This is a genomic window from Mesorhizobium sp. M1D.F.Ca.ET.043.01.1.1, assembly GCF_003952385.1.
In the GTDB taxonomy this organism is placed as follows: domain Bacteria; phylum Pseudomonadota; class Alphaproteobacteria; order Rhizobiales; family Rhizobiaceae; genus Mesorhizobium.
On record NZ_CP034444.1, the window covers coordinates 6,723,527 to 6,741,144 of the forward strand.

The following is a 17,618-nucleotide window of genomic DNA, read 5'->3' on the forward strand; positions in this document are numbered from 1 at the left end:
TTTGAGTTCGGTGATCGACGGGCGTCAGCGGCGAGCGCTTTCGCCGCCGGTCGGTTCGATCAGGGTTGTGATGAAAGTGGCTACGGCCGCGAGCAGGATCGCGACCATGCCGCCGGCTCCGACGATGGTCAGCAGCGCGACCATGCTCATCAGCGCTGCCTCACCCGGCGCGGGTTCGGCCGGGTCTCGCGCTTGGCAATCCAGTCGCGCACCGTGGCGACGCGGTAGAGGGTCCTCCCACCGAGGCGAAGCGATGGGAGCCCATCGGGCAATTGGCCGTAGCGCTGCAGCGTCTTGGTCGTGAGGCCCAGAGCCGCCGCCAACTGGGACTGGGTCACGTATTCCGTCATGATGTCATTGGCATTCATGTTCATTCTCCGTGTCTGGGTGGCATTTCCTCCTCTGCTTTCGGCGACCCGGCGCGGGCCGTCGTCCACTAGACGTAGCCTGTCTCGGAAATTCTGCAAGTCATTGATTTTGCTATGGTACCTGGCAGGTGCACTGCCGGGTACCCTGCCAAGTACCTTTCGGTCCTGATCACGACTTCGTGATCAAGAAACAGGCTCACGAAATAGAAAAGAGCGCCAGGGCAGGGCACCCTCTGCCATTTTATTAAGAGGCCTATCGCTCCCGCTCAGTGCGCCATCCAACTACGATATTGAACGATGTTCGCCAGGTAGTGCCAGAACGACCGCCATTCCGCCACCGCAGCCTCGGCGGCCCACTGCGAGGCACACCAGTCGGGCAGCACTTCCTGTTGGAGCAGGTGTTGCGCGACCTCCTGCAGCGTGCATGCGGGGTTTCTCGCCTCGAAGAGGACTGCTGCATCGTAGGCCTTTTCCAAACCGGGCCGGATAGGCGTCGTGCCGAGAAGTTGTACGACCATCAGCGCGCGGCCCCTTCCGAGCGGTCTTCTGGCGTCGGGGCCTGATCTTCCTGCTGCCGCTGTTTCGGGGTGCTCTTCGCTAGCGCGTCGAGCAGCGCCTGATCCTTCCGCTGGGCGAGGTCCGCCTCGTCCTGCATGGCCTCCATCAGCTTCGCCGCGGCTTCCTGTAGAGTCGTCAAGGTCATTTCCTCCTCTGCTTCATCGGGATGACATTGGCGCCAGCCGGCTCCGGGTCCTCCGGAGCTGGCTCCGGCGCCGGCTTGACGGGCGCCAGGGCAGCGGAAGCGAGTTCCGCTGCCTCGCGCAGAGGATCGTCATACAGGTGCGCATAGCGTGCCGTGGTGCTTACCTGGCTGTGGCCCAGCATCCTGCCGATGGTCGTCAGCGGCACCCCCTTGCTGACCAGCACGCTTGCGTTGGTGTGGCGAAGGTCGTGGATGCGCACGTTCGGCGTGACCTTGGTCTTCCCGTTAGGAAGCGTCGTGACGTCGACCAGCTCGGCCGCAATGCAAAGCTCGCGCCACTGGGTCTTGATCTCCTCGCGATGGCCTTTGCCGCCGCGGCCCGGGAAAATGTAGTCGGACAGCTTCTCGCCCTTCTTCAGCTTTTCCTGCGCCTGCGCGAGCAGGTCGGCCAGCAGCGACTGGGCAGCGGCCGACAGCGGCACCTCGTGCCATCCCTTCTGCTTCGTCGTCGACGCCGGCTTGGTCCACTTGCCGGCGTCGAGGTCGACACCTGCCCAAGTTCCCTCGGCGGCGTCGAAATACTTCCAGCGCATGCTCTCGACCTCGTCGCGCCGCGCGCCGGTCAGGAGCAGGAGCCGGACGATGTTGCAAGCTTGTTGGTCCTTGTGCGCGGCGAGGGCGGCTGTCAGGCTCTCCAGCTCGGCGGCCGACAGGTACCGCTTGCGCTTTGCCTCGGTGTTGCGGTCGATGCCCTTGGCTGGGTTGCCGGCGGCATGGTCGCGCCAACCCCATTTGAGCGCGAGGCTGAACATCTTGCTGAGCAGCGCGACCACGCGGTTCGCCCGATAGCGTGCCGGCCGGCCGCTTATGCCGCGCTTGCTGATCGCCGCGTGCAGGTCCTCGACGTCCGTGGAGTGGACATCCGCGACCTTCTTCTCCTTCAGCTTCGGCAGGATGTAGTCGCGGATCATAGCCTTGTCGTCGACGACGGACGAGGGCCGTTTCTTCTTCGCGTCGAGGTGCCTCTCTTCATAGCGTTGGCACAGGTCTTTCACGGTCTTGGCGTCGCGCTCCTCTTCGAGCTTGGCCAGCGGATCGCCGCCCTTATCGATCAGCTGCTTCTGCTTTTTGGCCTCCTCACGCGCAGCGCCGATCTTCCAGTCGTCGCATGAGCCGATGGTGTAGCGGCGTTCCTTGCCGGTGGCGCGCGTCCGATAGTTGAGGATGAAGGCTTTGTTGCCGGCCGCCGTGACGCGCACGCCAAGGCCCGTCACGGACTCGTCGTAGGTGATCCGGTTGCCCTTTGCTGGCTTCGGCAGGTGTTTGATGATGGTGTCGGTGAGTTTCTGTGCCATGGCTTTGTGTCCGCGCCCGTGTCCGTCCGTTAGGTGCATTCCTGTGCCGCCCAATGTCGTCTGCTGTCGCTGATTTGTCAAACAGTGTCGCCTTGAAAGTCAATGACTTGAGGTGCGGACACGGGCAAAGCCTTGTGGCGCAAGGGTTTGCGCAAAATGGCCTTCGGCTGACTTTTAATCAGTAGGTCATGGGTTCGAATCCCATCGCGCTCACCAAGATTTTTCAAAACATTCAATGGCTTGTCAGAGATCGCGCGGTCTATGCGATGCCGGCGTCCAGTGCCCGGGCACTCGATTTCGCCGTTGCATTTCTTGCCTTCTACCAGCGCAGTGGGTGGATGCCCCAAAGGAATAGGGGGCTATATCTTTCGTTTCTTCGGACCAATGCCGTTGGAAGGTTGGACCTCAGCCGATTGCGGGCCTGCTGACAATTCAGGCACTTTGCCGCGCGCCGGCTGATAACCCCAAGCCCCCCGCCCATCAGTCGGCGCACAGCCCGGCTTGCGAACCTCAATCCACCCCAAAGCAAGCCGGGCTCTTGATCAAGCACCATGCCAAATCGAGAAGCACCGCATGATCACTTACATCCTCGTGGCGTGGCTCCTTTTCCAGCCCGCCAGCATCGTCGCCGGCAAGTCTATCGCCTTCGGCAGCCGGTGATGACCGACTGATGTAGCCAAGTTCCCGCCCATGGCGGGAGATGAAGGCGCCGGGCCGGCGGTCGCGGGGAAGCCGGCTTGCATGGGCGGAACGGTTGCGCAATGCTGGCGTCGGGGAGTGGTGTTCGCAATATCGATTCTGTGGAAGAAGCACCACTATGTTCATCGATTACTACGAGCTTCTTGAAATCAGCCCGAACGCGAATTCGGAAACGATTGAACGGATATTTCGTCATTTCGCCATGCGCTACCATCCCGACAATCGGGACACCGGCGACGAATCACGCTTCAACGAAATCGTGGAAGCCCACAATACGCTCAAGGATCCGGTCAAGCGCGCCCAATACGACGTCCAGTATAAAGACCATTTGAGCCTTCGCCGCGAACTGTCCGAGGAAGCCAGCAACGCCAAAGGGCTCGAGCGGGACATCGTCATTCAAGCCAAGCTGCTGTCGCTTCTTTATGTAAAACGTCGGCAAGACGTCAACAATCCCGGCATCGGCGATGAAGAGCTCGAACGCTTATCAGGCTGCCCGCGAGAACATCTGGAGTTTCATCTCTGGTATCTCAAGGCAAAGGGCTGGATAGCAAGAATCGAAAACGGAATGTTCGCGATCACCGTGGACGGCATCGATCGCGCCAATTCCGAACATCGTCGTAACGTCCCGGTGACCAGGCTGCTGGACCATGCGGACTGAAGGGATATCAGCAACCTTCCTCGGCTGTCGGCCGATGCATTAGAACGTTTCAGCGATTCATAGAATCGCCGAACCGCTCTAAGTATCTGTTTTTACGCAATTCCGGACGAAAAACCGTTACACACTTTTCCTGGAATTGCTCTAGCAGTCACTTGTGCCTGGATGGCGCAGGGGCCGTGGTTGGCTTGTGGCAGGTCATCCGGTGGCCCGGCATAACCGGCGGCCCGCGCAACACCCGCCTGGGGCGGGCATGGGGCGGCAAAGGGGAGGGCAAATTGTCCGAGAAAAAGGTGATCGCAGTCAAAGACTGGACCTGCGCCATGAGCGACGAGCTTGGCCGCGTAGCCCTGAGGATCAATCCTACCGACGGCGAGCCGGTGCTGGTCTTGATGACCATCTTCCAGGCGGCAAAGATGGGGCGCGAACTGCAGTCGCCGAAACGCGTCCAACTGTCCATCTAGAGCAATTCCAGGAAAAGTGTGAGCGGTTTTCCGTCCGGAATTGCGTAAAAACAAGGAGATAAAGCGTTCCGCCGTTTCCATGAAACGGTGAAACGCACTAGCGGGGCGTCGGCACAAGATGAAGCACCCAACCTTGCCGCCAGGCAGGGTGGTGGCTAAGGTCGACTTTCCCGAAGGAGAGCTCGACCATGGCACTTGACCTTTCGGTGGATGCTTCAGCCACTAAAGCGGCGGCACCCGGCAAATATCTCTTCGGCCCGGTCGCCGACTTCCTCATGCTCGGCGGTGGTGCGTTCCTGATCCTGCCAATTCTGCTTTTGGTGCCGCTCGAATACGAGGGGCTCGTCGCGGCAACGATGGTGGTCGTGGCCTACCTTGTGAACTATCCCCATTTCGCCCACTCGTACCAGATTTTCTACCGCAATTTCGGGCGCAAGCTGAGCGGCAAGGGCTACGACAGGAGCCTGCAGCTCCGCTACATTTTCGCCGGCATCGTCGTTCCCGTGATCATGGGCGCGTTTTTTGCCTATGGCGCGGCCACGGCGAACACCCGCCTGCTTGGATATGCGGCCAACGCGATGTTCTTCTTCGTGGGCTGGCACTACGTCAAGCAAGGCTACGGCATGCTGATGGTCGACGCCGTGCTGAAGCGCAAGTTCTTCGACGATCGGGACAAGAGGGTGCTGCTGGTCAACAGCTATGCGGTGTGGATCCTGGCATGGCTGCAGACGAACACGGCGGTGACACAAGGAAAATATTACGGCCTGGAATATTATACATTCGCGGCCCCTTCCTGGATCTCCAACATTGCCCTGCTGGCGGCCGTTGCCTCGACGGCGGTCACAGTGCTGATGCTGATCAATCGCTGGCGAAAGAACGGCCGCGCCCTGCCGTATAACGGCATCGTGGCCTATGTCGCATCGCTCTACCTCTGGATTCTGATCGCGAGGATAAACCCGCTCTGGCTGCTTGTGGTGCCCGCGCTCCACTCGCTCCAGTATCTTGCGGTGGTCTGGCGCTATCAGACCAACGTCGAGCGTGACGGTCAGGATGCCGGAAAGGATCCGCAACCGAAGATCCTGTCGTTTCTCGGCTACCGGCTTCGTGTCCTCGGATTCATCGTCGGCGGCGGCGCGCTCGGCTATCTCGGTTTCTGGCTGATTCCGTTCGTGCTGACTGCCTTGATCCCCTACGACAGGCAAGTCCTGGGTTCATCGCTGTTCTTCTTCATCGTGCTGATATTCATCAACGTCCACCATTACTTCCTGGACAATGTGATGTGGCGCCGCGGCAACCCGGAAGTGTCCAAATACCTGTTCCGCTAGAGCAATTCCAGGAAAAGTGCGCAGCGGTTTTCCGTCCGGAATTGCGTCAAAACAAAAACTTAGGGGGGCGGTTCGGCGATTCCATGAAACGCTGAACCGCCCTAGCCGCCCGCCCCATCGTCCATCATCGTGTTGGTGAGCGCCTCGTAAACCGCGCTGCATGTCTCGGAATGCGGGCAATCCTTTACAATGAACACAGGCGCCATTGTTAGGATCGCGGCGATCAGGATTTGCAGGCTGAGCCCGATCAGGGTGATCGTCCTGCCGAACAGCCCAGCGAACAGGAAGTAGAGACCCTGAGCCATGCAAGCCGCCGTCAGAACCCCCAGAAGCGGGCTCGTGGCTTTGGCAAAGGGGGTTATGTAGCCATCTGGAAAACCCACCATGCTGAGGTCCATGGACCATTGCAGGGCCAGCACGATACTCAAGCCCGCCCAGGCAAGAGCAGCCATGCGCGTGATCCGTGTTTGCTTCGACTGCTCGCCGGCGACAGGCTTCAAAGATCAAGCCTCTCCGAAAACCAGCGAAACATTGCCGCCGGCGTGGCGCTCGATCTTGCCGGCGAGGTCGAGTTCCAGGAGCACCATCGACACCTGCGCGGCGCTCAAGCCGGTATGGCGGATGATCTCGTCGACCGCTACCGGTGTCGGGCCGAGCGCTTCCAGCACGTCGGCGCGCTCGTTCTCGCCGGGCGGCGGCAGTGCCGACAGATCGGGTGCCTCGGCCAGCGGTGTGCCGCGAGGGGTGCGGACACCGGCGAGCGGCGCCAAAGCGCCGAGAATGTCGGCCGCTTCGGTGACGAGCGAGGCGCCGTCCTTGAGCAGGGCGTTGGAGCCGGCGGCACGCGGGTCGAGCGGTGACCCCGGCACGGCGAAAACCAGCCGGCCCATTTCGTTGGCAAGGCGGGCGCTGATCAGCGAGCCGGAGCGCTGCGCCGCTTCGACCACGACCAGGCCCAGCGCCATGCCGGCGACCAGCCGGTTGCGGCGTGGGAAATCCTGCGCGCGCGGCTGCCAGCCGAACGGCATCTCCGAGACAATGGCGCCGCCGCGCTCGGCGATGTCGTCGCACAGGCCGGCGTTGTCCGGCGGGTAGGGGACATCGAGGCCGCCGGCCAGCACGCCCACCGTGCCGGTCGAGATACTGCCCTGGTGCGCCGCCGTGTCGATGCCGCGCGCCAGGCCAGAGACGATGCCATAACCCTCACGGCCGAGATCCGCCGCCAGCATGCGCGCCATCTTGATGCCGGCGAGCGAGGCATTGCGGGCGCCGACGATCGCCACCGCCGGCAGGCGAAACGCCGCGCCTTCGCCTTTTACCGCCAGCAGCGGCGGCGGGTTGTCCATGGTCTTCAGCATGGACGGATAGTCGGCCTCGCCGATGCCGACGAAACGGGCGCCGGCGCGGCGGGCCGCTTCCAGCTCTGCTTCAGCTTCGGCGATCGTCGGGATGCGGACGATGCGGTTGGCGCCGCCCGAGATCATCAGCTCGGGAAGCATTTCGAGCGCGGCCTCGGCCGAGCCGAAGCGGTTGATCAGTTCGCGAAAAGAGGCCGGGCCGACATTCGGCGTGCGGATCAGGCGGAGCCAAGCAAGCCGCTGCCGGTCGCTGAGACGCGGGCCGGCGACAGGCCCGCTCATCCCTTCGCCCCGATCTTGCCCTCGGTGCCGGCGAGCAGACGCGAGATGTTGGCTCGGTGCTTGATGAAGACGATCAGGCTCATCACCGCGAACAGCCCGGCGATCTGCGGTGTGCTGATGAAATAGAGCGCGATCGGCACCACGACCGCCGCCGCCAGCGCCGCCAGCGATGAATAGCGGAACAGGAACGCCATGGCGAGCCAGACGACGGCGAAGACAAGCATGCCTTGCCAGGCAAGGCCGAGCAGCACGCCGAGATAGGTGGCGACGCCCTTGCCGCCCTTGAAGCCGAGCCAGACCGGGAAAAGATGGCCCAGGAAGGCGCCGAAACCTGCTGCGAGCGCCAGTTCCGGCGCGAAATGGCCTGCGATCAGCACGGCCGCCGTGCCTTTCAGCGCATCGAGCAGAAGCGTCGCCGCGGCGAGGCCCTTGCTGCCGGTGCGCAGCACATTGGTTGCGCCGATATTGCCGGAGCCGATCTGGCGCACGTCGCCGAGGCCGGCCGCACGGGTGATCAAGAGCCCGAACGGGATCGAGCCAAGCAGGTAGCCGAAGATCAGTGCGAGCCCGTAACCCATTGTTCCCCCGCTTATTTATGCCAGTCGAGCCGGTGCTTGTCGACGGACGCTCAGGCCGAGAACACTGTGCGGCCCGCCACCATCGTTTGCAAGACCTTGCCCTGTAGGCGTGCGCCCTCGAAGCATGTGTTCTTCGAGCGCGAGCGCAGGCCGCTCTCGCTGACGATCCAGGGCTCGTCGAGATCGACCACGGCGAGGTCCGCCACAGCGCCGGGCTTCAGCGTGCCGCCTGGCAGGCCAAACAGCTTTGCCGGCGCGGTCGAGAGCGTCTCGATCAGCCTGAGCAGCGGCACGTCGCCATTGTGGTAGAGCCGAAGCGCTGCGCCAAGCAGCGTCTCCAGCCCGATCGCGCCGGCTGCGGCATCGGCGAAAGGCAGGCGTTTGGTGTCGACATCCTGCGGGTCGTGCGAGGAGACGATGATGTCGATCGTGCCGTCCTTGATCGCCTCGATCATCGCCAGCCGGTCGTCCTCAGCTCGCAAGGGCGGGGTCAGCCGGAAGAAGGTGCGGTATTCGCCGACGTCGTTCTCGTTGAGAGACAGGTTGTGGATGGCAACTCCAGCCGTGACGCTGGCGCCATCCGCCTTTGCCCGCCCCACGGCTCCAACCGCCATCGCGGTCGAGATCTTGGCGGCGTGATAGGCCCCGCCAGTCAGCCGCGCCAGCGCCAGGTCGCGCTCCAGCGGGATGAGCTCGGCCTCGCGCGGGATGCCGGAAAGGCCGAGCCAGCTCGCATAAAGGCCCTCGTTCATCACGCCGGCCGAGGCGAGATCGGTGTCCTGGGTTTCATGCGCGATCACGCCGCCGAAATCGCGCGCGTAGGTCAGCGCACGGCGCATCACCAGCGCGTTGGCGATCGTGTGGCGTCCGTCGGTGAAGGCCACGGCGCCGGCCTCGCGCAGCAGGCCGAACTCGGTCATCTCGCGGCCTTCCAGCCCTTTGGTGACCGCCGCCGCCGGAAAGATGTTGACGCTCGCCGTGTCCCTTGCCGTGCGCAGCACGAATTCAACCAGGGCGACGTTGTCGATCACCGGATTGGTGTCGGGCATCATGACGATGGAGGTGACGCCGCCGGCCGCCGCCGCGACGCTTGCCGAGGCGATGGTCTCGCGGTGCTCGCCGCCGGGTTCGCCGATGAAGACGCGGGCATCGACGAGGCCCGGAATCACCGTCTTGCCGGCGCAGTCGATGACGACGGCGCCTTCGGGGGCGCCCTGGTTCAGCGCCGCCTTGCCGGCGGCGGCGATCTTCTTCCCGTCGACGACGACGGTGCCGACCTCATCGACGCCGCGCGACGGGTCGACGATGTGGGCCCCGCTGAAGACCGTCACGCTCATGCGCCGCGCCCTTCATGATTGCGGCGCGGGTCGAGCAGCGCCTCCATGACCGCCATGCGCACGGCAACGCCCATCTCGACCTGTTCCTGGATGACGCTCTGCGGACCGTCGGCGATTTCCGAGGCGATTTCCACGCCGCGGTTCATCGGCCCGGGATGCATGACCAGCGCATCCTCCTTGGCCGCTTTCAGCTTTTCCGCGTCGAGGCCGAAATAGCGGAAATATTCGCGGATTGAGGGCACGAAGGCGCCTTCCATCCGCTCGCGCTGCAGGCGCAGCATCATCACCACGTCGGCATCCTTGAGGCCTTCAGCCATCGAGCGCGAGACGATCACTCCCATCCTGTCGATGCCGGCCGGCAGCAGCGTCGAGGGCGCGACGACGCGCACCTGCGCGCCGAGCGCGTTCAACAGCATGATATTGGAACGGGCGACGCGCGAATGCAGGATATCGCCGCAGATCGCCACGATCAGCTTCGACAGCGGTCCCTTGGCGCGGCGGATGGTGAGCGCGTCGAGCAGCGCCTGCGTCGGGTGCTCATGCGCGCCGTCGCCGGCGTTGACCACCGAGCAGCCGACCTTTTGCGCCAGAAGCGCTGCCGCGCCCGCCGACTGGTGGCGGATGATCAGGATGTCCGGCCGCATGGCGTTGAGCGTCATGGCGGTGTCGATCAGCGTTTCGCCCTTCTTCACCGATGAGCTTGCCACCGACATGTTCATGACATCGGCGCCGAGCCGTTTGCCCGCGAGCTCGAAGGACGATTGCGTGCGGGTCGAGGCCTCGTAGAAGAGGTTGATTTGCGTCCGGCCACGCAGCGTCGAAGTCTTCTTTTCGGATTGCCGCGAGATCGCCACGGCCTGGTCGGCGCGATCGAGCAGCAGCTCGATATCGACCGGGGAAAGATCGCGGATGCCCAGAAGATGGCGGTGCGGGAAAAGCGGCAGGGACGAAGCGTCGGTCATCTCAAGGCGCTGCTATAGGGTGCGGTCTGAAAAGCCGCAAGCGCCAGCTTCGGATTGCGGGCTTTCTCCCCGGTATTTTCGTTGCGTGGCTTGGGCTATAACCCTGCGATGGCTTCGGATTCGCGACCGCAGCCTTCAGACAGGTAAAGGCTTTTCTGCCAATTGAAGGATTGGGCGTGACCGACGACGTGATCAACCAACCGCCGCCGCTGACGGGCGGCAACGCATGGCGGGGCGATCCGTTGCTCATCCAGCTTGCCGAGCGTTTTTCCGATCCGGTGCGCAAGGATCTGGACGGGCTCGGCCGGTTCGTCATGACTCAGGAGGCGCAAGAGCTTGCCCGCCTCGCCAACACCGACACGCCGAAGCTCAGGACGCATGACCGCCAGGGCCGGCGCATCGACCTGGTGGAGTTTCATCCCGCCTATCATGCGCTCATGCGACGCTCGATTGCCGGCGGCTTGCATTCCTCCGTCTGGGAAAACGGCGATGCCGAGATCGGCCGCCGGCACCAGGTGCGGGCGGCGCGCTTCTATCTGACCGCCGAGCTCGAGACCGGGCATCTTTGCCCCATCACCATGACCAGCGCTTCGCTGGCGGCGCTGATGGCAAGCCCGAAACTGTTCCGCGAATGGGCGCCGCGCGTGACGACGCGCAAATACGACCAGAGCCAGAAGCCGCCGGTGCAAAAGACCGGGCTCACCCTCGGCATGGGCATGACCGAGAAGCAAGGCGGCACCGACGTGCGCGCCAACATCACCAGGGCGGAGCGCACGGGAAGCGGCTTCTACCGGCTAACCGGGCACAAATGGTTCATGTCGGCGCCGATGTCCGACGCCTTCCTGGCGCTGGCCCAAGCGCCGGAGGGGCTTTCCTGCTTCCTCGTCCCGCGCATCCTCGGGGACGGCTCGAGCAATGGCTTCCGCTTCCAGCGCCTGAAGGACAAGCTCGGAAACCGCTCCAACGCCTCGTCGGAAGTCGAGTTCGCCAACGCCATAGGCGAGATGGTCGGCGAGCCGGGCGCCGGCATAAAGACGATCATGGACATGGTCACGCTGACCCGGCTCGACTGCGCCGTCGCCTCCTCGGCGATCATGCGGGCGGGGCTTGCCGAAGCCGTCCACCACACGCGCCACCGCCAGGTGTTCGGCGCCAATCTCGTCGACCAGCCGCTGATGCAGCGGGTGCTCGCCGACATGGCGCTCGACGTCGCTGCCGCGACGGCGCTGTCGTTCCGGCTGGCGCGCTCCTTCGACGAGGCGGCGAGCGATCGCGGCGAGGCGGCCTTCGCCCGCGCCATGACGCCGGTGGTCAAATACTGGGTGTGCAAGATCGCGCCGCAGCTGCTTTACGAGGCGATGGAGTGCCTCGGCGGCAACGGCTATGTCGAGGAAGCGCCGCTTGCCCGTTACTATCGCGAGGCTCCGGTCAACGCCATCTGGGAAGGCTCGGGCAATGTCATGGCGCTGGATGTGCTGCGCGTGCTCGGCCGCGCGCCTGGCCTGTTCGAGGAGGTGCTGGCCGGGATCGACCGCGACCTCGGCACCGGCGGCCGCGGCACCATCGGCGTGCTCAAGGCGGCCATGCAGGTGGCTTCGACCGACGAGGGCTCGGCGCGGCTGCTGACCGAGCAACTCGCGCTGTCGGCGGCGGCAGCGGAACTGCGCCGGCTCGGGGCAGGGCGGATCGCCGACGCCTTCGTCGAAACACGGCTCGGCGGCCAATGGCGCACCACCTACGGCATGCTCGATTCGCGCCATGACGCGCGCATGATCATCGACACGCTCTATCCGCCGCTGACTTGAAGAGGCCCGGAACACCGTCCATCGCCGGCCTGTGGACAGTCGTTAACCTTAACAAATAGTTTCAATTGCGGGCGGCCGCGGGAGAGCCCACTCTGGTCACCGGAGTAGGGAAATGTTAACCATGAGTTCCCGTGCTCCGCCAGGCAGGAAGCGCATGCGGCACGTGTTGACATCATTTCTGGCCTTGCACTGGGCGGTCGTTTTCGCCCTGCTGGCCTACATCTGCATGGATGGGAACCGCGGCATCGGTTCGGCGCTCGGCGTGCTCGGCGTGTCGGTGCAAGGCAGCCGTTTCCCGGATCTCGAGCACACCGTCGTGGTGGCGCCGCTCGCGATCGCGCTGCTGATCGTCGCGCTGCTCTTCTGCTGGGCTTTCATCGAAACGCTGCTCAACATCGCGACAAGGCCCGATGCCGGCGACGCGGTGGTGCGGATCGCCTTCATCTCGGCCTCCTTCCTGCTGTCGATCATCCTTGTCGGCGGCGCCGCGCAAGGCATCAACGGGCTGTTCATGGTGGTCGCCATCCAGATGACGGCGCTGCTTGCCTCCTATGTCGCGGTGCTCGCCGAGCGACGCTCGGCTCTGGCCACCGCGACGGCCTTGCATGACAGCGAAGCCCGCCTGGTTTCTCATCGCATGGCGACGGGGGTGGCGCACAGCTCGCTCTTGTCCCGCATCTCCAGCCGCCCGGAAAGCAGACCCGGAGGTCGCCGCTGATGCGCGCCTTGTTCGCATTCTGGGCGGCTCCGCTGGTCCTGTTCTGGGGCTGGTTCTTCCTGTCGCTCAACGACATCAATTTCGGCTACGTGATGCTGAGCCGCCAGCTGCACGACCTGGTCTTCCAGCTTTACGGCCAGATGCTCGGCATCGATCCGGCGATCATCCCGGGCATGGTCGCGCGGGCCTGCGTGTTCGACAGTTTCCTGCTGCTCGGACTGGTGGCATTCCGCCGCCGGCGCCAGATCGCCGAATGGATCAGGCGGCGCCGGGAAGGCTCGGTCAGTCCGGACCGGCTCGGCCGAGCGACTGAAGCCGGTCCAGGGCTCCCTGCAGAATAAAGGCCGCCGCCGCCGAATCGATCTTGCCGGCGCGCTTCTTGCGCGAGAAATCCATCTCGATCAGCGTCCGTTCCGCGGCGACCGTGGACAGCCGCTCGTCCCACAGCACAAAGGGCAGATCCGACAGGGCAGCCATGTTGCGCGCGAAGGCGCGGGATTTCTGGGCACGCGGGCCTTCCGATCCGTCCATATTGACGGGAAGGCCAAGCACGATCGCCCCGACATTGTCCTTCGCGAGCTGAGCCAGCAACTGAGCGGCATCAGCTGAGAACTTCTTGCGCAGGATGACCGGGCGCGGGTGGGCAAAGGACAGGCCCCGGTCCGACACCGCCACGCCGATCGTCTTGTCGCCCAGATCGAGGCCGGCGAGCGTGCGGCCGCCGGCGAGCCGTGCCGGCAATTCCTCAATGCCGATGATGCTCAACAGCTTTCCCCGGTCTTTCGCCGCGCGGCTTTTTGATCGGCCGCGGGACTTTCAATTTGCCCTCGGCGTTCTATCCTTTGACAACGAGAAAATCGAGGAACCATTCATGAAACTGACCTGGTACGGACATTCGGCATTCCGCGTCGAGACAAAGGACGCCACCATCCTCATCGACCCGTATCTGGTCGGCAATCCATCCTGGACGGGCGGTTGGGAAGGGCCGGCGGAAGGGGTGACGCATGTTCTCTTGACCCATGGCCACAGCGACCATGTCAGCGGCGCGGTCGAAGTGCTGAAGAAGAGCGGCGCCATGCTGGTCGCCAATTTCGAGATCTGCATGTATCTCGTCGGCCAGGGCGTCAGCGACAAGAAGATCAACCCCGGCAATATCGGTGGCACCGTCGATTGCGGCCCCTTCACCACCACCTTCGTCCAGGCGCTGCATTCCTCCTCGTTCGGCGGCCAGGGCGGCACCAACACCTATCTCGGCAACCCGGGCGGGCTCGTGCTGCATTTCCCGCAGGACAAGACGCTCTACCACATGGGCGACACCGACATCTTTTCCGACATGGGGCTGATCAACGAATTGCATGAACCGAAGATCGGCATCGTGCCGATCGGCGACCGCTTCACCATGGGCGGCGCGGTGGCGGCCCTTGCCTGCCGTCGCTTTTTCAGCTTCGATACCGTCGTTCCGTGCCATTTCGGCACCTTCCCGATTATCGATCAGACCGCCGACAAATTCGTGGCCGGCATGGAAGGGTCCGGTGTCAAAGTGGCGCTACCCGAGATCGGCAAAGCGGTCACGATCTAAAGTCGCTGGCCAGAAATTTGGAACAAGACCATGGTCTTGAGAGGAAGTCTTGGTGTTTCGGTGCCGGTCGCGGCGACGCTGATCGACGACGAGTGCGGGCAGGCCGGCGGCAACGACAGCTGCTGTCGCTGCGAAGGCGCGGCGTCGCCTTGAAGCTCTCTGGATTGATCAGACCATTTTCGCACCCGAAGCCGGTGTTCCGGAAGCTTGAGCTGCATGTCGCGCATGGCTGCAATTTGGCCTGCGAAAGTTGCTCCCACTACTCCAACCATGGCCATGCCGGCACGGTGTCCGTCGAGGAGGCCGACCGCTCGATGGGCCTTTGGAGCGGCAGGGTTTCGGTGAGCCGCTTCTCGTTGCTGGGCGGCGAGCCGACCATTCATCCGCAACTGCCCAAGTTCGTCGCCCTGGTGCGGCGGCATTGGCCGAAAACCCAGATAGAAATCGTCAGCAACGGTTTCTTCCTGCACCGCCACCCATCGCTGCCGGCGGTGCTGGCGGCAGACCCGGATGCGCGACTGATCATTTCGGTGCATCATGATTCCGACGAATACCAGGAGCGGCTGAAGCCGGTCTTCGCCCTGCTGGAAGAGTGGCGGCGCGATCACGGGGTCGTCGCGAAGATCCGGCCGGCCAGCAAGAACTGGACTCGACGCTATGAAGGCTTCGGCGATGCAATGTCGCCGTTCGAAGACGGCGACCCGCGCAAAAGCTGGGAAATCTGTCCGGCCCGCTACTGCAAGCAGCTTCTGGATGGGCAAATCTGGAAATGCGCGCCGCTCGCTTATCTGCCGATGCAAAAGGCGAAATATCGCCTTTCCGAGAAATGGGACCGCTACCTGGCCTATAAGCCGCTCGACGCGGGCTGCTCCGACGCCGAACTCGAGGTCTTTGCGGCAATGGAAGATGAGGCGGCGTGTGGCATGTGTCCGGCGAAGGCGCGGCTTTTCGAGCTGCCGGTCCCGTTGCGCCGGCCAAAGACGCGTGCCGGCGCCGCGGGCTGACCCGGCAAGTCCGCCATGATCGATGTTGCGCCGCAAGCGCCGCGCCGCTATAGCCCGCACTGGTTTTTCCGAGGCAAATAGACATGTCCGTTGATCTTCAGACCGTGAAGCGCGTCGCGCACCTTGCCCGCATTGCGGTGAGCGAGGAGGATGCCGAACGCATGACCGGCGAGTTGAACGCCATCCTCGGCTTCGTCGAGCAGTTGAACGAGGTTGACGTCTCGGGTGTCGGGCCGATGACCTCGGTCACGCCGATGGAGATGAAGGAGCGGCAGGATGTCGTCACCGACGGCAGCAAGGCGGCCGCCATCGTCGCAAACGCGCCGGCAACGGAAGAGAACTTCTTCCTCGTTCCCAAGGTCGTGGAGTAGGGCGGGATGGCCGTCGAGATCGCCGTCGAGACGCCCTTGCAGGACGACGTGCGCGCGCTGGTCGCCGAGCTCAACGCCGTGCTGCTCGAACTGACGCCGCCGGAGCATTGCTATCACCTGACGGTCGAGCAGATGGCCGGCCACGACACGACCGTGTTCATTGCCCGCGACGGTGCCCTTGCCGTCGGCTGCGGCGCGCTGAAGCGGCATGACCGCGCGACCGGCGAGGTCAAGCGCATGTACACACGGCCTTCGCATCGCGGCCAGAAGATCGGCGCGCAAATCGTCGCGCGGGTCGAGGCGCTGGCGCGGCAGGAAGGGCTGAAGCGGCTGGTCCTGGAGACCGGCGACCGCCATCCCGCCGCCTGGGCCGTCTATGAGCGCGCCGGGTTTTCGCGGTGCGGCCCGGTGCTGGATTATCCCGACTCCGAATGGTCGGTGTTTTACGAAAAGAGCCTTGCCTGATGAGCGATCTCACACATCTCACCATTTCCGAGGCCCGCGCCAAGCTGCGCGGCAAGGAGATTTCCGCTGCCGAGATCACGGAAGCCTATCTCTCGGCGATCGATCGCGCCAATCCTGTGCTCAATGCCTATGTTGCGGTGACCGCCGACAAGGCGCGCGAGATGGCCAAAGCCTCCGACGCCAAACTCGCGAAAGGCGAGGGCGGTGCCCTGGAAGGCATTCCGCTCGGCATCAAGGACCTGTTCGCCACCGAGGGGATCCACACCCAGGCCTGCAGCCATGTGCTGGACGGCTTCAAGCCGCGCTACGAATCGACCGTCACGGCCAATCTCTGGGCCGACGGCGCCGTCATGCTCGGCAAGCTCAACATGGACGAGTTCGCCATGGGCTCCTCCAACGAGACCTCCTATTACGGCCCGGTCATCAACCCGTGGCGGCGCTCGCGCCTCGACACGGTGGTGATGCCGACGACGCACCAGGGCGACGGCGGCTTCGTCTCGGCCGGCGGCACCAAGACCGCGCGCACCCTGGACAATGCCCAGTTGGTGCCGGGCGGCTCCTCCGGCGGATCGGCCTCGGCCGTCGCCGCCTTTCTCTGCGCCGGCGCCACCGCGACCGACACCGGCGGCTCGATCCGCCAGCCCGCCGCTTTCACCGGCACGGTCGGCATCAAGCCGACCTACGGCCGCTGCTCGCGCTGGGGCGTGGTCGCCTTCGCTTCGTCGCTCGACCAGGCCGGGCCGATCGCGCGCGACGTGCGCGACGCCGCGATCCTTTTGAAGTCGATGGCCTCCTCCGATCCGAAGGACACGACCTCGGTCGATCGGCCGGTGCCGGACTACGAAGCGGTGATCGGCAAGCCGATCAAGGGCATGAAGGTCGGGATCCCGAAGGAATACCGCGTCGACGGCATGCCGGAAGACATCGAGGCGCTCTGGCAGAAAGGCATCGCCTGGCTTAAGGAGGCCGGCGCCGAGATCGTCGACATCTCGCTGCCGCACACCAAATACGCGCTGCCAGCCTATTACATCGTGGCGCCGGCCGAGGCTTCGTCCAACCTCGCGCGCTATGACGGCGTCCGCTATGGCCTCCGCGTGCCCGGCAAGGACATTGTCGAGATGTATGAGAAGACGCGCGCGACCGGCTTCGGCCGCGAGGTCAAGCGCCGCATCATGATCGGCACCTATGTGCTTTCGGCCGGCTATTACGATGCCTACTACCTGCAGGCGCAGAAGGTGCGCACCTTGATCAAGCGCGACTTCGAGAACGTCTTTGCCGCCGGCGTCGACGTCATCCTGACCCCAGCGACCCCCTCGGCCGCTTTCGGCGTCGCCGACGAGGATATGAACTCCGATCCGGTGAAAATGTACCTCAACGACATCTTCACCGTGACGGTGAACATGGCCGGCCTGCCGGGCATCTCGGTGCCGGCCGGCCTCGACGGCAAGGGGCTGCCGCTCGGCCTGCAGCTTATCGGCCGACCGTTCGATGAGGAAACGCTGTTCCAGACCGCGCATGTGATCGAGCAGGCGGCGGGCAAATTTCAGCCGGAGAAGTGGTGGTAGCGTTGTCCCTCATCTGAAAGGGGGA

General features: G+C 64.0%; 23 protein-coding genes. 11 read left to right on the forward strand and 12 right to left on the reverse strand.

Annotation, left to right across the window (positions count from 1 at the left end):
- Positions 1 to 24: 24 nt before the first annotated feature.
- The 5 genes from EJ067_RS35740 to EJ067_RS32420 all read right to left on the reverse strand — a co-directional run bounded on the left by EJ067_RS35740 (position 25) and on the right by EJ067_RS32420 (position 2,426).
- The gene (locus EJ067_RS35740) at positions 25 to 150 is read right to left on the reverse strand and encodes a hypothetical protein (RefSeq protein ID WP_281058943.1); all 126 of its coding nucleotides are present in this window, start codon (positions 148 to 150) and stop codon (positions 25 to 27) included.
- The gene (locus tag EJ067_RS32405) at positions 150 to 368 is read right to left on the reverse strand and encodes a DNA-binding protein (protein WP_126089142.1); all 219 of its coding nucleotides are present in this window, start codon (positions 366 to 368) and stop codon (positions 150 to 152) included. The genes EJ067_RS35740 and EJ067_RS32405 overlap by 1 nt, the downstream gene beginning before the upstream one ends.
- Positions 369 to 634: 266 nt before the next feature.
- Positions 635 to 886 (reverse strand): hypothetical protein, encoded by a 252-nt coding sequence (locus EJ067_RS32410; protein WP_126089143.1) that lies wholly within the window; start codon positions 884 to 886, stop codon positions 635 to 637.
- A complete protein-coding gene (locus EJ067_RS32415; RefSeq protein WP_126089144.1) occupies positions 886 to 1,071 on the reverse strand; it encodes a hypothetical protein in 186 nt (61 codons plus the stop codon). Before EJ067_RS32415 ends, EJ067_RS32410 begins: the two co-directional genes overlap by 1 nt.
- Complete coding sequence (locus tag EJ067_RS32420; protein WP_126089145.1) at positions 1,068 to 2,426, reverse strand: site-specific integrase; 1,359 nt, start codon at positions 2,424 to 2,426, stop codon at positions 1,068 to 1,070. Before EJ067_RS32420 ends, EJ067_RS32415 begins: the two co-directional genes overlap by 4 nt.
- An 817-nt stretch (positions 2,427 to 3,243) precedes the next feature.
- Here EJ067_RS32420 and EJ067_RS32430 point away from each other — a divergent pair.
- The 3 genes from EJ067_RS32430 (at position 3,244) to EJ067_RS32440 (ending at position 5,569) form a co-directional block, all read left to right on the forward strand.
- Entirely contained in the window at positions 3,244 to 3,783 is a 540-nt protein-coding gene (locus EJ067_RS32430; protein ID WP_126089146.1) for a J domain-containing protein, read from the forward strand.
- 275 nt (positions 3,784 to 4,058) lie between these two features.
- A complete protein-coding gene (locus tag EJ067_RS32435; protein ID WP_126089831.1) occupies positions 4,059 to 4,244 on the forward strand; it encodes a hypothetical protein in 186 nt (61 codons plus the stop codon).
- Positions 4,245 to 4,432: 188 nt separating this feature from the next.
- Positions 4,433 to 5,569: a hypothetical protein gene (locus EJ067_RS32440; RefSeq protein WP_126089147.1), complete on the forward strand. Its 1,137-nt coding sequence runs from the start codon at positions 4,433 to 4,435 to the stop codon at positions 5,567 to 5,569.
- 101 nt (positions 5,570 to 5,670) lie between these two features.
- Here EJ067_RS32440 and EJ067_RS32445 read toward each other — a convergent pair whose 3' ends face one another.
- The 5 genes from EJ067_RS32445 to EJ067_RS32465 are packed head-to-tail and all read right to left on the reverse strand — an operon-like array spanning position 5,671 to position 10,086.
- On the reverse strand, positions 5,671 to 6,069 hold the full coding sequence (locus tag EJ067_RS32445; protein ID WP_245468098.1) for a hypothetical protein: 399 nt from the start codon (positions 6,067 to 6,069) through the stop codon (positions 5,671 to 5,673).
- 3 nt (positions 6,070 to 6,072) lie between these two features.
- Positions 6,073 to 7,209 (reverse strand): DNA-processing protein DprA, encoded by a 1,137-nt coding sequence (gene dprA / locus EJ067_RS32450; RefSeq protein WP_126089148.1) that lies wholly within the window; start codon positions 7,207 to 7,209, stop codon positions 6,073 to 6,075.
- The gene (plsY, locus tag EJ067_RS32455; RefSeq protein WP_126089149.1) at positions 7,206 to 7,787 is read right to left on the reverse strand and encodes a glycerol-3-phosphate 1-O-acyltransferase PlsY; all 582 of its coding nucleotides are present in this window, start codon (positions 7,785 to 7,787) and stop codon (positions 7,206 to 7,208) included. The genes dprA and plsY overlap by 4 nt, the downstream gene beginning before the upstream one ends.
- A gap of 50 nt (positions 7,788 to 7,837) precedes the next feature.
- Entirely contained in the window at positions 7,838 to 9,124 is a 1,287-nt protein-coding gene (locus EJ067_RS32460) for a dihydroorotase (protein WP_126089150.1), read from the reverse strand.
- A complete protein-coding gene (locus EJ067_RS32465; protein WP_126089151.1) occupies positions 9,121 to 10,086 on the reverse strand; it encodes an aspartate carbamoyltransferase catalytic subunit in 966 nt (321 codons plus the stop codon). The genes EJ067_RS32460 and EJ067_RS32465 overlap by 4 nt, the downstream gene beginning before the upstream one ends.
- Positions 10,087 to 10,262: 176 nt before the next feature.
- Here EJ067_RS32465 and EJ067_RS32470 point away from each other — a divergent pair, with 176 nt between their 5' ends.
- The 3 genes from EJ067_RS32470 to EJ067_RS32480 all read left to right on the forward strand — a co-directional run bounded on the left by EJ067_RS32470 (position 10,263) and on the right by EJ067_RS32480 (position 12,950).
- Complete coding sequence (locus EJ067_RS32470; RefSeq protein WP_126089152.1) at positions 10,263 to 11,891, forward strand: DNA alkylation response protein; 1,629 nt, start codon at positions 10,263 to 10,265, stop codon at positions 11,889 to 11,891.
- Positions 11,892 to 12,045: 154 nt separating this feature from the next.
- Positions 12,046 to 12,609 carry a hypothetical protein gene (locus EJ067_RS32475; protein WP_126089153.1) on the forward strand — a complete coding sequence of 188 codons (564 nt, stop codon included), beginning with the start codon at positions 12,046 to 12,048 and terminating at the stop codon, positions 12,607 to 12,609.
- Positions 12,609 to 12,950, forward strand: a complete 342-nt coding sequence (locus EJ067_RS32480; protein WP_126089154.1) for a DUF6105 family protein — start codon at positions 12,609 to 12,611, stop codon at positions 12,948 to 12,950. Before EJ067_RS32475 ends, EJ067_RS32480 begins: the two co-directional genes overlap by 1 nt.
- On the opposite strand, the gene ruvX is transcribed toward EJ067_RS32480, so the two are convergent.
- On the reverse strand, positions 12,892 to 13,374 hold the full coding sequence (gene ruvX, locus EJ067_RS32485) for a Holliday junction resolvase RuvX (protein WP_126089155.1): 483 nt from the start codon (positions 13,372 to 13,374) through the stop codon (positions 12,892 to 12,894). The two genes, EJ067_RS32480 and ruvX, sit on opposite strands and share 59 nt — an antisense overlap.
- A gap of 106 nt (positions 13,375 to 13,480) precedes the next feature.
- Between ruvX and EJ067_RS32490 the strand changes: the two genes are divergently transcribed.
- Positions 13,481 to 14,188 (forward strand): metal-dependent hydrolase, encoded by a 708-nt coding sequence (locus EJ067_RS32490; RefSeq protein ID WP_126089156.1) that lies wholly within the window; start codon positions 13,481 to 13,483, stop codon positions 14,186 to 14,188.
- On the opposite strand, the gene EJ067_RS35590 is transcribed toward EJ067_RS32490, so the two are convergent.
- Positions 14,185 to 14,466 (reverse strand): hypothetical protein, encoded by a 282-nt coding sequence (locus EJ067_RS35590; RefSeq protein WP_245468389.1) that lies wholly within the window; start codon positions 14,464 to 14,466, stop codon positions 14,185 to 14,187. The two genes, EJ067_RS32490 and EJ067_RS35590, sit on opposite strands and share 4 nt — an antisense overlap.
- Between EJ067_RS35590 and EJ067_RS32495 the strand changes: the two genes are divergently transcribed.
- The 4 genes from EJ067_RS32495 to EJ067_RS32510 all read left to right on the forward strand — a co-directional run bounded on the left by EJ067_RS32495 (position 14,383) and on the right by EJ067_RS32510 (position 17,593).
- The gene (locus EJ067_RS32495; protein ID WP_245468367.1) at positions 14,383 to 15,192 is read left to right on the forward strand and encodes a radical SAM protein; all 810 of its coding nucleotides are present in this window, start codon (positions 14,383 to 14,385) and stop codon (positions 15,190 to 15,192) included. The two genes, EJ067_RS35590 and EJ067_RS32495, sit on opposite strands and share 84 nt — an antisense overlap.
- 83 nt (positions 15,193 to 15,275) lie before the next feature.
- Positions 15,276 to 15,563: an Asp-tRNA(Asn)/Glu-tRNA(Gln) amidotransferase subunit GatC gene (gatC, locus tag EJ067_RS32500; protein WP_126089157.1), complete on the forward strand. Its 288-nt coding sequence runs from the start codon at positions 15,276 to 15,278 to the stop codon at positions 15,561 to 15,563.
- Positions 15,564 to 15,569: 6 nt separating this feature from the next.
- Positions 15,570 to 16,028 (forward strand): GNAT family N-acetyltransferase, encoded by a 459-nt coding sequence (locus EJ067_RS32505; RefSeq protein WP_126089158.1) that lies wholly within the window; start codon positions 15,570 to 15,572, stop codon positions 16,026 to 16,028.
- Positions 16,028 to 17,593: an amidase family protein gene (locus tag EJ067_RS32510; RefSeq protein ID WP_126089159.1), complete on the forward strand. Its 1,566-nt coding sequence runs from the start codon at positions 16,028 to 16,030 to the stop codon at positions 17,591 to 17,593. Before EJ067_RS32505 ends, EJ067_RS32510 begins: the two co-directional genes overlap by 1 nt.
- Positions 17,594 to 17,618: the final 25 nt, after the last annotated feature.